The sequence below is a fragment of the Chitinophaga filiformis genome (assembly GCF_023100805.1).
Taxonomy (GTDB): Bacteria; Bacteroidota; Bacteroidia; order Chitinophagales; family Chitinophagaceae; genus Chitinophaga; species Chitinophaga filiformis_B.
The window spans coordinates 4,730,402-4,744,636 of sequence record NZ_CP095855.1 but is presented as its reverse complement, the minus strand read 5'-3'; the positions used below and the strand labels follow the sequence as shown (position 1 = coordinate 4,744,636).

Here is a 14,235-nt window from a genome sequence, read left to right as displayed (position 1 = left end):
CTCTATTTATAAAAAAAGAGCTTGTATCGATAGCGATGCAGGCTCTTTTTGTTTTGATGTTAGCCGGAGAAGACGGTGTACTATACTACGTTCCACCAGGGCTTATCCCCTTCATTATTGCTATTATTCTCTTTATTGGGTGGTGGAGTGGCTGATACGTCAGATTGTGTTGCAGCGGCACGTGCCTGCCCTTTGATATCATCCCGGTTCAGCAGTAGACGCCATTTGTCTTTCAGCTGTTTACCTGTTTCAGGTTTTACCATCAGTACGTAGTTGATATAACCTTCTACGCTACTGACAATATTGCCCTTTCCCCATTGTTTGCCCGTTAATCCTGATACAGATATCTGGTGCAGCAGGGCCCTGAACCTGCGGAGCGTTTCCCTGTCCAGGCTCAACTTATCATTTACCACGATACCGGTTACTTCTCTTTTGTCGCCTTTCCGCATCACCTTAAGCTTATCAGGATGGATCACGAAGCCTTCTTCCTTTACCACCTGCTTTACGCCCCATATCAGTTTCCCTGCATCATCGGCAGCGGCTTCTTTGGCAGAAAAGGTCATGTCGTCTGCGTAGCGGGTATAAGTATAATTGAACCTGCGGGCAAGACCTTCGAACCTGCGGTCGAGGCGGAAGCAGATAATATTTGTAATGGCCGGACTGCAGGGTGCGCCCTGTGGCAGATGGCGATTGGTGTTGGCTACATAATAGTCCCTGCCGTCAAGTGCCACCTGATCAACTTCCGGCTCTGTACACAACAATGCCAGTATAGTAGCCACCTGTTCGCTATACCCGAGTTTGCAGAACATCCCTTTCACACGTTTGTATTCTATAGTGGGAAAGAAATCACGCAGATCGATATTAATAACAATGTCCTGTGCCACATGGTGTACTGCGTTTGTGACGATAGACCTTCCCGGTACAAAGCCATGCGCCGCATTGCTGTTAGATACCTTATAGAGGATCTTTTCCAGTATCCAGTACTGTGCGGCTTTCAGCTGTGGCATAGGAGCGGAGATCAGGCGTTTACCACCAGACTTTTTAGGTATATAGAAGCGCTTATAGTGGGTAACAGGCGCTACTTTCCTGTTGAAGGCCAGGAAGCGTAACTTACCGATGCTGATACCCATTGCAGCCGCCAGTGCAGCACCGTCATGGTAGACCGGCAGACCTGCTGCGGTGAGACGCTCTGTATCGGAAATAGTTTTATTCAGTCCCTGGGATACATCTTCTCCCAGGTATACGATATGTTTTTCTTTCTGTTCAGCCCATTGCGCCGCCTTCTCTCTGCGCTTTTCTTCGTTGCGCAGTTTTGTTTCGGCTCTTTTGGCTTTTGCTGCTGCCATACGTTGCTTGCGCATTTCGAGCAGCATTCTCTCCCGGTTCTGGTAGCGGCGTTTTTCGTCCACTAACTTGTTAAGTTCTCTATGCAGCTCTGCCTCCTTATGGATCAGGGCCTCCGAAGGGGAAGGCATAAGCGTATTCTTTTTCCAGAAACCAAGGCGGGTCATTTCTTCCAGGATGACTTCATCTTTGGTGGATGTTCTGATACGGTCATATAATTGCTGACGCGTCAATCCTTCTGCCATAATCTTTCAGACGGTTTATTGCTGATAAAAGGTGTACGTTGATGAATAAGCGGAAACAGAAGGGGAGATGGGGTTCAACAGGAAAGAACTGTGTAAAGAGGAATGCAGCCTTCGTGCAAGCCATTGACTAAATCAATCAACTCCAGGGAGGGGCGTACCTACTGGTAATTTGAAGCCCCCGGGGCTTGTACCGTAAATTACTAGTAGGTACGCCCCTCCCAAAGTAAAGATTGCATTTAGTGAAGCATGAAAATGTCATGTTACCTGAGTGACGAAACATCACTCTTCCTGAAACCAGGCGCAAGTGCAATCATTCCTCTTTACAAAGATCTTTTTCTGATGCGAAAGATAGAGAGATTTATTTAAACAACAAATACATATTGTATTTTTTTCTTTCATTTCTTTCTACAGCCTCATCTTCCTTTATTCCGCTATGCGTTATTATTATTTTTATTCTTCTCGTGTGTCATACGCAGTGCCAGCATATGTTCACAAGGGCCTTTATAGAGTTTGTTCGTGATATAATCATAACAATCACAATGCCCGGTACTCATCCTTTCGTCGCCATCTATTACAATAACAGGATGGTACGTACGGCGTTCAGCTGTGATCTGTCCGGCTATCTGCAATCCTATTGAAGGCACCTGCTGCTCGGAGAAAGTAATTTTACCATCTTTTATCAGCCTTGTTGCAGATTCCTCCTTGGGATTCGAGAACCTCAATTTATCCAGCGGCAATGGCTCTCTGCTTAATTCACGTAAACGGTAATAACCGGTATGCAGATCATAGATCACTTTTCCTGCCTGTGTATAGATGCCCAATGTGGCCAATACTTCAGGAACAGATACACCTGTTCTTGATGAAATTTCTTCCGGTTTACCCATCCACATCTGCTGCAGTTCGCTGTATACACGCAGTTTGGTGGCATCTTCGACTGTTGCTCTTGGCGCCATGAGGTCAAACTGTCCGGCGCGCGACCAGTCATTGGCAGTCCATCCGGAAAGCCCCAGCGTGAACTGCATATCACCCAGATCAGCTACATAGAAGGAGGGCAAACCGCTGCCGGTCAGATGTACGGTAAATTTCTTCGCCACAGGGATCAGGCGTTCCAGTATCAGCAGTCGCCTGCGGCCCCATATGCGGATCTCCCTGCGTTGCGGGCCGGTATAGATGGAGCGCGCACAAAGGATCTCTTTGTTCCAGGGCTCGAATATTGCTTTTACGGGCTTGCCGGGATCCAGCACAAAACGAATGGAGCGCGGACCTTTCTTTTCTTTGAACCGACGCAGCCAGCTACAAAAGTTGTAGACATCCATCGGGTGCAGGTCAAAGCTGGCGGCAGGTAAAGTCATGGCTGAACTTACCTGCAGGAATCCACGTACCCAGCTGTCGGGCAGGTCTATCTTCACTTCGCGGAACATTTCCTCCTGTGTAGTTTGCACTGAAAAGCCTGCAGGGTCTACTGTGAAAGTGGTTTCTTTATAGTCGCGGATCTTCTGGAACTCGTTGTACAATGCTGCAGAGTAGTCAATATTGGTAGTGCCGCATTTGAACTCGTTCACCTCTTTGAATACGTTGTAACTGGCACTTAGTTTACCATAAGCTGATTCATCCTGGCTGAAACATTCGAAGAATATCTCATCGGGATGTACGCTGATGACCGGGTCAAGCACGAACCAGGCATCCCTGTCTTTCTGGTACAGGTAGTCGAAATAGGCCCGGCGAGCCTTGTAGTAGGGCGCCATTACCTTTTCCTTCTCCTGGTAAATGCCGCGTATTTCCTGGTTGAGGGCATTGATACGTTCATTGGCGGCAGCGGCATCATATTGCCCCATGTACTCTGCCAGCCATATCGATTCCTGCTGAGCGGCCCATTCCTTATAAGCTGTTTTGTCTTTGGGCTTGAAACGAAGGTCGGAAACCACTACATCATGCAGGGCAGAAATAGCTTCACGGAAAGCGATCTTCTTACGCAGTTTACCGGCAAAGAATGTCGGCTCGCGGCGGGTGTCAGGGGCAAATGAAATTCCAGCTGATGTGGCATTGCTGTAAACCTCGGTTTGTCCGCTATATCTGTAATTAAATAACATCTTCGGGGGTTTAAGATTGTTTCACAGGAAATTCCTTAAATCGTACCGGCAGGAACAGGTCAGGATACAACTGATGAATATTACGCATGACAGCAATACAGCGGGCTTTGTCGCCAATAGCCACCGTAGCGGATATATCAGCAATAATCTCTCCTATATAGACTGCTGCTTCTCTCGATTTCAGCGCTTCTTTCTCCAGGAAATTAAAGATCCTTTCCTTCGCTACACGGGCCTTGTTCACCCTTGACAATACAGACCTGAAATAATGTTCCAGTTCTTTCAGATAGGAGAGGTTACCAGCTGCATAGTGCTCGAGGTAGTTCGTTGCAAACAACTGCATAGCCACACCGGGGTGCTGGCTGAGTTTCATCAGGTAAACGGGGCCATCTTCCTCACGGAAGAAGCGGGTGAGCAATTCACGACCGAAAGCCTGTACGGAAGGGTTCACACTGTCGGCAATAGCCACCAGTGATTCGGGTGACCAGTCAGCCGCCTCGAATTGCGTACGGAAGTATTCCGCTGCAAAGGCACGGGTATCCTCCCAGGTAGCATCCAGGAGTGTAACCGCCGCATCTCTTTCATAGCGAATACGCGTTACATGCTGCTGGAAGAAACGCCAGCACCATTCCCTTACGACCTGTAGCTCATGGCTACCCGCAGCAATGACCTGTTTGATGGTGAGACTTTCGGCCGGGATATATTTTTCCAGTACCAGCACGCCGAATGCCTGCGCGGGGCGGTAATTTGAATACAGTAAACGTAAGGCTGTAGCCTGGTCGATATCCTGCAGATGGCGAACCAGCTCATTGCTTAATATCAGCGCCAGGTCGGCGTGAAGGCCTTCAGCAGTTTCTTTGCGCATCAGTAAGGGCACCAGTTCATTCACCAGCCATACTGCCAGTGGCGCATACTTTTCTGCGAGGCGTTTCAGCAATGGTCGTACGGCATTACGTACATCGGTATACGGGGCGGTACAGCAGTATAACAGGAGGCCCTGACGCTTCAACAGCTCTGCTTCACTGATAGCGCCAATAACGTCGATACCGGCAGCTCTTACCGGCTGATACCCGTTTTCAAGTAAACTATGCAGCAGGCTATCGGTAATATGATCCAGATTAAACTGTTCCTTTTTCAGCAATAGCAGACGGGCGGCCAGTGCCTGCGCAGCAGCAACCTGGCTTTGCAACAGGTCCTCGATGATCTGGAAATCCAGGTGTATCAGCGCTGCTCCTAAGTGCTGTTCAATGATGCGGCAGCCGTCTGTCAGTGTATCATTGAGCTGATTGTCAGCATCTTTGACAGCAAGGAGATAAGCAATGATCTTAGCTGCCAGCAGTCTGACCTTCTCTTCCCCCAGCTTCACTTGCCCCAGCTGTATGCGTGCAAAAGCACGCACATCTTCATATGGACAGAAGATCAGTTCCCGGATGAAGTCAACATCTGCCAGGCAGAGGTCCGGTCTCGCGCCAGCCCATTCCATCCCTTGTTCACGTGCTTCTGTTGACGTGCTATGTAGTAATGCCAATATAATAGGCAGAGAAGGATTGTTGATATCGAACTTCTCGCGTGCAAGCTGCAGACCATATTCCTGTGGCAGACGGAAAGGATTCCCCAGCAGGGCGCGTATCACCTGGCTGTCCATCTTTTCCTTCAGGGCGTTATAATCAGGATGCTGCAGCAATTGATGCAGGGCGAAGTCATGGATCTCGTCCAGTTTTCCTTTTATCAGCAGTTGAATGAATGCCTGCGGGAGTTGTTGCCACAGATGCAGAAAAGGCACTTCGCTGTCTGCATTCGCATTTTTCACTACCTGTTCAGCCGAAATAGCTGGCTGTACATCATTGTGCTTGCGGCCACGGAATAAGGAAGCCACTTTTTTCAGCAGGCTTTCTCCCTTGTTTTCCTGTTTGGGCTGCCTTGAACCGGCGGCATTATCACTTACCTTAATCCACAATGTTCCATCCGGTACCAGCTGCAACTCCTTACTATCTCCCTGCAGGATATAGTTCAATAATATCGCTCTGGCATGGGCCGGATGATTAGAGGTAGCAGGGCTGTAAATGCTATTGTAGGGAGCATTGCGCCAGGGTTGGGTGAGAGGACCGGTATGTTTGGCTGCATCGTATTGCAACAACATAGCGGTAGCGAACCTTACGTACTGAATGTCACCCCGTTTCCCCATTTTCCTCAAGCGCCGCAACACCCGGCGCCGCAGATAAAGACGGGTAGTCTTTCTGTAGGGTTTTGTCTTTTTGTTGGCGTAAGAACCGTCTCCCGGGTTTTCCTGCTCTCTTTCAAAACGTTCGGTGAGCAGTGCTACCAATTCGTGATCGTCCCTTAACTCCGCCTGTTTGAAGAGGTGACGGATATGTTGAAAGAAATTGAGTTTCAATGGCAAGGTGCCCAGGAAGCGCAGTAACACTTCACGTACCGTGGGATTGGCGATGCCTGTTATGTAAAGCTCTTCCAGTAAGGGATAGGCAGGTTGTACCAGCAGCTTTACCCTTTCTTCCAGCAACTGCAGCAGTTGCTGTTTACTGCCGGACTTTATAGCCACCTGAAATTCCGGCGCCAGTCCCTTTTCAAACTGTTCGATATAACGTTTACGCTCCTCCTCCGGCAACAGGAGTAATAATGCGTGTACTGCAATCTGCCGTTGGTAATAGGGATATGAGCTGTTCTCTGCATATGCCTTCAGGGTGGGAATGTCTGCCTCACTGCCGCAACGGCCTAAGGCCCACAGTGATACATAACGTTGCATAGCATCTTCCCGTTCGATCAGCTTGACAATGTAAGGAGCGGCCTCCCGGATGCGTAGCTCGCCGGCTTTCCAGATGACGCGGGATGTCTTCCATTCGGTTTTGAATTTGGAATGTCTTTTCAGGGCATATTCCAGGCGTTTCAGAATAGCTACGTGCATAGGTTCCTGTACCTGTGATATGTCAGGAACAACAAATTCTGCTACAGGTCCGGCATCTTGTTCAGCTGCATATCCTTTGGAGCGTTTTTCCTTTTCAAGCGCATCATAGATAGCGGTGGCTGCTGACAGATCTACGGGTGATACTGTTTTACTACCTTCTTTTAATGCGCTTCCCCGCTTGCCATAGCGGAAGTTTACTACATATTGTCCGGGGCCAACTTCACATAAATCAATCTCATAGGTTTTGTCCGAATTCCCCTCTCTAAAGAAAAGCTTTGTTTGCTTTATAAATCGCATGAGCTAACAACATTAAACATAGCAGCCAAAATAATATTATTTTTAATATGAAAAGGATAATTTTTATCCAGGCTTCCTGAAAAAGTACAGAATATTCCCCTGATCGTACAAGCAGGAAGCGTGTTACCCGACCGAACTTTGCCTTGTCAAACAGTTAAATACACACAAAATGATCAACAACACAATCAGCTTTTTAATCCTGCGCCTGGCTATTGGCGCCAGTATGTTCGGACACGGATTAGTGAGACTACCCAAACTCGATAAGTTCAGTGACTGGATGGTTAAAAGCTTTGAGAACGCTATGCTGCCTGCTGCACTTGTAAGACCTTTCAGTTATGCGCTTCCCATAGCAGAATTCCTCATAGGACTGCTGCTCATCATCGGATTATTCACCAGGCAGTCGCTGGTTGCCGGAAGTATTGTAATGATATTGTTGATATTGGGCACTACGCTGATCGAGAATTGGGAGGCACTCGTTTCTCAACTGGTCCATGCGGCCTTTTTTGCTTTGCTTTTGAGTTATGTTACATACAATAGTTGCGCAGTGGATAATCTCCTTAAGAAATAATATATGACTACCAGAAAAGAATTTCTCAAAACTGCCGGTCTTTTAGGAATGGCCGGTATGGTGGGCCCGTCTGCCCTGGCTGCAGGTCCGTCGAAACAAACAAAACCGGTATCTGGCTGGGCGGATGGTTCGCGGCTCGTGGTAAGTGTATCTATGCAATTTGAGGCAGGCGGACAGCCGGTGAATGCAGAAAGCCCTTTCCCGCAAAACATGGCGAAAGGATATAAGGACCTGCCTTCGGAAACATGGTACCAGTACGGCTACAAAGAAGGCATTCCCCGGATGCTTGATAACTGGGATAAACTTGGCATCAAAGTCACCTCACACATGGTTGGTTCTGCTGTATTGAAGAATCCTTCACTGGCGAAAGAAATTGTGCAACGCGGGCATGAAGCTGCTGCACATGGCCGCGACTGGGCTACACAGTATACCATGTCTTACGAAGAGGAAAAGCAGTTTATTCTCGACGGCGTGAAAGCAGTAGAGCAGGTAACGGGTGTTACTCCCAAAGGTTACAATGCCAACTGGCTGCGAAGAGGGGAGAATACGCTGAAGATATTACAGGAGCTGGGCTTTACCTATCATATCGATGATCTTAGCAGGGATGAGCCCTTCATCATCCAGGTGAACAATAAGGACTTCGTGGTGGTGCCTTATACGTTACGTAATAATGATATCGTACTGGTTTCTGGTCAATGGTTTTCTACTGATCAGTTCCTGCAACAGGTGAAGATGGAATTCGACCAGCTGTATGAAGAATCGGCCTACCGTAGACGCATGATGTCTGTCAGCTTTCATGATCGTATCGGCGGATCTCCGCAAATGGTAAAGGCCGCGTCTGAGTTGTTTACTTATATGCAGCGGCATAAGGGCGTGGTGTTTAAACGGAAGGATGAGATCGCGAAGCTGGCGTTGAGTGATAAAAGTACGATAAGGGAATAAGGATTGGCGGTGCTGCTTCATTGGTTGATGGGGCAGCATTGCTTCATTCGGGCGCTGGGAGCTAATACGCAACCTGTGAAGCTCGCGGATTGGATCTTGTTGTTTGTGGTGGTTTATTGGGTATGTTGCTGCGGTTTCAGGTGGGACCACGGGCTGTATCCCCTTCCGAGATCCTTGCTATTTAGCCTTATCAATCGTGTCTGGCTTTGGGATGTTTATTAAACCCCTGGTGGGTCGTATCAACGCTCTCCAAGGGATAAGGCCCTTAGGTCTCCACCTGAAACCCTCCGCCACATTGGAGGGTTTGTTTTTTGTTGGGCGGCTATTAATACGGGCCCGCCGTAGGTGGGCCCGTATTAATAGCCACAGGTTTCAACCCGGGGTACTAATACACGGATGCGATGCTATGATTGCAACGCCTGTTTTCAACCCGGCGGATAATAGAGGCATCATGCCAGGCCCTGGATGAAACCGTATTTACTGCACACTGATCTTCATCACTACCTTTTTTACCGGTACCGGGTCTTTCACCTTGATGTTCGGCATGTGGAGGTCTGTCGGGAAGAAGATGGCAAACATTCCTTGTTCCAGTTTTGAGAAGAATGTAGGTGTTTCGCCGAATAGCATGAAGTCCGCCGCATCGTCATAGGCTTTTGATGGCGTTTGTTGACGCAGGAAATCATGTCCTATCAGTTCCTCACCACTTACGATGTATTGTACGTCGATATATTTTTTATGGGACTCCATTTGCTCGCCTTCCGTCGGGATGGTATCGTATTCATTTACAATGGCAAAGATACTGGTACCGTCAATTTCATATTTACCTTTCTCTACCTGGGAAAAATCTGTTTGTTGCAGATATTCAAAAGCCTTTACGAATTTAGCGCCCAGGCCGTAATAGCGATCTGCATTCTTTAAAGTATCGATAATCATGTGCGTCTGTTATGGGCCGGCAAGATACAATCAAATGTGAACAAACGTTAATGATTGTTAAAGAATCCGCAGCCGGAAATATTAGAAAGTTAAATTTGCCGGAATATGGGTAAGGTCAGGAAAAGAATATGGTGGATCGCCATACCGGCATTACTGGCGGTACTGCTCTTCCAGTTATACTGGTTGCGGCAAACCTACCAGTCGCAACAGGAGGCTTTTGTAGCTACTGCTACTGAGGCATTCCTGAATGTATATGATAATGCGATCATTGTCACGGCTAAAATTAAGTCGGGCGGCAAGCATAAAGATAAAAAGTACACCATTCAGGCAATGATCGATGTAGACAAGTCATCGAAAGAAGAACAGGAGGCCCCTGGCCCCAGGGCCTTCATAAGCTACGACTCAACGACGGAACGGTCAAAAAGCGGGATCCCGGAGGATATTCACCTCGATACTTCCATCGCCAATACCAATATGTCTTTTGACACCATGTCTCCGCTGGCGCATTTCGTCTCTACGGTATTTTCGTCCTTTACAGATGTAATACCAGATGTTGATACGCTGAATAAATACTATCGCCGGGAACTGGATAAAAAACATATTACCCTGCCTTTTCGGATATTGATCGGGAAAGAGATCGATACTACTGTCAGCCGGCCGACACTGATGATCTACCCCGGCATGAATAACCCGAAAAAGACCATTGGTGTACAATTCGGTGGACTCAATACCCATCTTTTGAGGAAAATGGGTAGCGCCATTATCCTTTCCATCTTCATTGCCTTCCTGATTATAGGATGTATCTGGACATTGTGGCGGATCATTGTGCGACAGGAAAAACTGGAAAGCATGAAACGGGAATTTATCAGTCATGTGACCCATGAACTGAAAACACCTGTATCCATTCTAAAGGCCACTAATGAAGCATTGCTTACCTTCAGGGGTATCAATGATCCGGATAAAACAGTACGTTACCTCCGTCATTCCAAAGTTGAACTGGATAAACTGCAGGACCTGATCGATAAGATCATGCAGGTCACCAGGGAGGAGCAGGAACAGCAACCCTTGTCTGCAGTACCTGCAGACCTTAAAGTTTTAGTGAATGATGCTGTTATCCGCTTTTCCCATTTGCCAGGGGTAAGTATAAGGCAGCAATATGATATTCAGTCAGGATATTTTCAGACCGATATCACTGCCTTCAATACCATCCTGAGCAACCTGCTTGACAACGCTGTTAAATACAACGATAAGCCACAAAAAGAGATCCTCGTGAGTGTGAGAGAGCATACAGGGTACTATAGCTTTACAGTAAAAGACAATGGGAATGGCATTGAAAAACAACACTTACCATTCCTCTTCGATAAGTTCTACCGCGTTGTACAGGGAGACCGCCATGATACAAAAGGATACGGACTGGGGCTCAGTCATGTGAAAGCACTGTTACATCAATTGTATGGCAGCATCAGCGTCAGCAGTGTTCCCGGCAACGGCACTACCTTTATTTTCCAATTACCGAAACATGAAAAAGATCAAGCTGCTACTGGTTGAAGATGAAATCGTACTGGCAGGTGTAGTTAAAGAAACACTGGAAGCTAATGGCTTTCATATCAGCCATGCGGAGAATGGTGTACAGGGTTGGGAACAATACCTGTCTTTCCGCCCTGAGATCTGTGTGGTGGATATCATGATGCCTAAAAAGGACGGTATCGCACTGGTAAAAGATATCCGCACAGTGGATGAACACACACCTGTTATCTTCCTGACAGCTAAAAGTGAAACCCAGGACGTTATAAAGGGATTGCAGACCGGCGCTGACGATTATATCAAAAAGCCTTTCAGCCTGGAAGAGCTGATCCTGCGTATCAGGACATTACTGAAACGCAGTCAGTTGGCCAATACTCCTGCAGCCACCAAAACGAATAATAGCGGTATCTATATATTGGGCACCTATACTTTTGATTATAACAGGCAGGAACTGCGTCATGAAAAGGGTGATACCCGTCTTTCCCTGAGGGAGGCCGATATGTTGAAAATGCTGGCAGAACGGCCCAATGCCACTACACACCGCAGGAACATCCTGCTGGAGCTATGGGGCGACGACAACTTCTTCAACGCCCGTAATATGGATGTTTATATCAGCAAGATCCGTAAATACCTGCAATACGATCCGTCGGTACAGCTGGTCAATGTACGCGGACTAGGCTATAAATTGGTTTACTAATAAACGGGGCATATTAACATTCATTAAGGATATAGCTGGACTCATTAACGTTATCGGGTAAAGCTGTCCGCTACTTTTGTATGGTCTGAAAATACAGTGGCCATGCGAAACTTTACAGTTATTATTTCTTTTTCTTTATCTCTTACTACCAACCTGTCCGCACAAACGAAAGATACTCTGCGGACGGACACCAGTAGACCCAGGATACGCGATCTGAAAGAAGTGGTCGTGGAAAGCCGTCCTCCAATCCGCATGAAAGGGGATACAGTAGAATACAACGCTGCACAATATAAAACCAGGGAAAATGCCGTAGTGGAAGACCTGCTCAGGAAGCTGCCCGGCGTAAAGGTGGACCAGACGGGCAACATTACAGCACAGGGAGAAAAAGTAGCCAGGGTGCTGATAGATGGAAAGGAATTCTTTGGCAACGACCCCGCTATTGCCACAAAGAACCTGCCTGCCGACATGGTGGCTAAGGTACAGGTGTTGGATAAAATGAGCGACCAGGAGGAATTCACCGGTATTGACGATGGAGACAAAGTCAAGACCATCAACATCGTTACAAAAAAGAACAGCAAGAAAGGATATTTCGGTAATATCTCCGCCGGGATAGGCCCCGATGGTAAATACGACGCTGGATTGAATATCAATATTTTCGCCGGAGAACAGCAGTTGTCCCTGTTATTTAAGGCGAATAATATCAATAAATCCGGGTTCTCGGCCTCAGAACTCATAAGGATGTTAAGCGCCAATCCGGAGTTGTTTAACAATCTGCCAGCTACGGCTATTGCAGAACTGAGTAAGATGAAAGGCGTGCGTATCAACAGTGACGATCCTGCGGAAAAGGCTCAATTGGCCCGCCCTACGGGGATCAATAATACACAATATGGTGGAGTGAACTACAACAATGACTGGGGAGACGCCCTTAAATTGCGCAGCAGCTACTTCTACAACCGCTTTACATCCCGTAACAGCTATAACTACGACCGCCATTATCTGTTGCCAGACACTGCCTATAACTACCTGCAAAACGGCATCTCGCTGCAGGAAAATAATAATCACCGGGGAAATGCCGCACTTGATATAAAGCTGGACAGATATAATTCCCTAAAAATATCGCCTGCTATTAACCACAACACATCAGTACTCAAAAGTAACAGAAGCTACCTTTCATATACTGCAGACCATGCGTTGTTACTGAACCAGGGAGAACAGGTATTGAACAGCAACAACACGAATACAAATGCTATGGCCGATATCCTGTTCCGCCACCGCTTTTCCAGGCCCGGCCGTACGCTCTCGCTTACTGTTACACCCGGATATCTCCGGCTGGAGAACGATGGTTTGAATATAGCCAGGAACGAGTATTACAACCTGGGCACAAGAGATAGTATCAATCAACAGACAAGGGGACATTCAGATAATTACACGCTGAATAATAACCTGGTCTATACGGAGCAACTCTCAAAACACACGGCGCTACGCCTTACGGAGCAATTCAATATCAGCCAGGGCGATTATGAGCAGCTGGCATATAACATCAATCATGATGACGGAGCATACAACGTGTTGGATAACCGATACAGTGATGTCTATAACAGTGTGGTCACGAGGAACATTGCCGATGTGGCGGTAGCTGGCCGATATAAAAAGTTCATTTATACCCTGGGATTGAGTGTAGAGAACAGTGGCCTGAAAGGTAGTTCCGATTACAAAACCTATCGTCTCAGCGGCAATTACAATACGTTCCTGCCGCATCTTTATGCGCGATACCGCTTCTCGAAATCAAGTCAGCTGACACTTAATTATAATAGCAATGCGGTCCTGCCCGGGCTTAACCAGTTACGCCCCCTGGAAGACATCAGTGATCCGCTATATATCAGGAAAGGAAATCCGGACCTGCAGCAGGCGGTCAATCATGATCTGATGCTGGCCTATCTGAGCAACAATATCTACAGTAATATTTTCACCAATGTCCAGCTGCGTATATCTGTGATCAGGAACCAGTTTACAGACTACTACACCATTGACAGTGCAGGCAGGCAGCTCATTTCTCCCATCAATGCCAATGGTTATTTTTCCGGAAGCCTGCATGCAGAGAGATCGGTGCCTTTTGGCGGTGGCGGTTCCAGTCTGACTTTCGGGGCAGAGTTATCTTATAACCGGTATCCCGGCTATTTCAATGCCATCGCCGACAAGATCAGGCAGTGGGGAATTACGCCCGACATCAATTTCAATTATTACCCCATCAGTGATCTGAGTATGACAATCAGGGGGAATGCCAGCTGGAATGATCGTCACAGCGCGGCAAATTCTGGTACCAGTCAACAATACTGGTTCCTGAACTATGGGCTGGACCTCATGGCCAATTTACCCTGGAAACTTCATGGAGATGCCGGCATTGAATGCTATACAAGCACCGGGCTGAGTGGCGCATACAACAACACCGTGGCATTGTTGAATACCGGTCTTTCCAGGGAAATCAACAGACAGTTATCGCTCCGCCTGGAAGCTCATGACCTGCTGAACCAGAACAAAAGCTTCAACCGGCTGGCCCGTAACGGCTATACGGAAGACAGGCAAAATAATGTACTGGGGCGCTATTATATGCTTAGCCTGATCTGCAAGCTGCGTCATTTTGCAAAGAACAATCATTCAACACTTAAATAATCCAA

The 14,235-nt window shown here is 47.4% G+C and carries 9 protein-coding genes; 5 read left to right on the top strand and 4 right to left on the bottom strand.

Features of this window, described 5'->3' with window-relative positions:
• Nucleotides 1-80 precede the first annotated feature (80 nt).
• From MYF79_RS18570 to MYF79_RS18560, 3 genes are all read right to left on the bottom strand, one after another.
• Nucleotides 81-1,589 carry a reverse transcriptase family protein gene (locus MYF79_RS18570; protein WP_247809144.1) on the bottom strand — a complete coding sequence of 503 codons (1,509 nt, stop codon included), beginning with the start codon at nt 1,587-1,589 and terminating at the stop codon, nt 81-83.
• A gap of 431 nt (nt 1,590-2,020) precedes the next feature.
• Complete coding sequence (locus MYF79_RS18565; RefSeq protein WP_247809143.1) at nt 2,021-3,679, bottom strand: SWIM zinc finger family protein; 1,659 nt, start codon at nt 3,677-3,679, stop codon at nt 2,021-2,023.
• A 10-nt stretch (nt 3,680-3,689) separates the two neighbouring features.
• A complete protein-coding gene (locus MYF79_RS18560; RefSeq protein WP_247809142.1) occupies nt 3,690-6,896 on the bottom strand; it encodes a HEAT repeat domain-containing protein in 3,207 nt (1,068 codons plus the stop codon).
• Between the two features lie 169 nt (nt 6,897-7,065).
• Here MYF79_RS18560 and MYF79_RS18555 point away from each other — a divergent pair, with 169 nt between their 5' ends.
• Complete coding sequence (locus tag MYF79_RS18555) at nt 7,066-7,464, top strand: DoxX family membrane protein (protein ID WP_247809141.1); 399 nt, start codon at nt 7,066-7,068, stop codon at nt 7,462-7,464.
• Between the two features lie 3 nt (nt 7,465-7,467).
• Nucleotides 7,468-8,406, top strand: coding sequence for a polysaccharide deacetylase family protein (locus MYF79_RS18550; protein ID WP_247809140.1), 939 nt, complete (start codon nt 7,468-7,470; stop codon nt 8,404-8,406).
• Between the two features lie 477 nt (nt 8,407-8,883).
• Here the strand turns inward: MYF79_RS18550 and MYF79_RS18545 are convergent, their stop codons facing one another.
• Complete coding sequence (locus MYF79_RS18545) at nt 8,884-9,339, bottom strand: YhcH/YjgK/YiaL family protein (protein WP_247809139.1); 456 nt, start codon at nt 9,337-9,339, stop codon at nt 8,884-8,886.
• A gap of 105 nt (nt 9,340-9,444) precedes the next feature.
• Here MYF79_RS18545 and MYF79_RS18540 point away from each other — a divergent pair, with 105 nt between their 5' ends.
• The 3 genes from MYF79_RS18540 (at nt 9,445) to MYF79_RS18530 (ending at nt 14,230) form a co-directional block, all read left to right on the top strand.
• The gene (locus MYF79_RS18540) at nt 9,445-10,887 is read left to right on the top strand and encodes a sensor histidine kinase (protein WP_247809138.1); all 1,443 of its coding nucleotides are present in this window, start codon (nt 9,445-9,447) and stop codon (nt 10,885-10,887) included.
• The gene (locus MYF79_RS18535; protein WP_247809137.1) at nt 10,859-11,560 is read left to right on the top strand and encodes a response regulator transcription factor; all 702 of its coding nucleotides are present in this window, start codon (nt 10,859-10,861) and stop codon (nt 11,558-11,560) included. Before MYF79_RS18540 ends, MYF79_RS18535 begins: the two co-directional genes overlap by 29 nt.
• 102 nt (nt 11,561-11,662) lie before the next feature.
• Nucleotides 11,663-14,230, top strand: a complete 2,568-nt coding sequence (locus tag MYF79_RS18530; RefSeq protein WP_247809136.1) for an outer membrane beta-barrel protein — start codon at nt 11,663-11,665, stop codon at nt 14,228-14,230.
• The last annotated feature ends 5 nt before the right edge of the window (nt 14,231-14,235 follow it).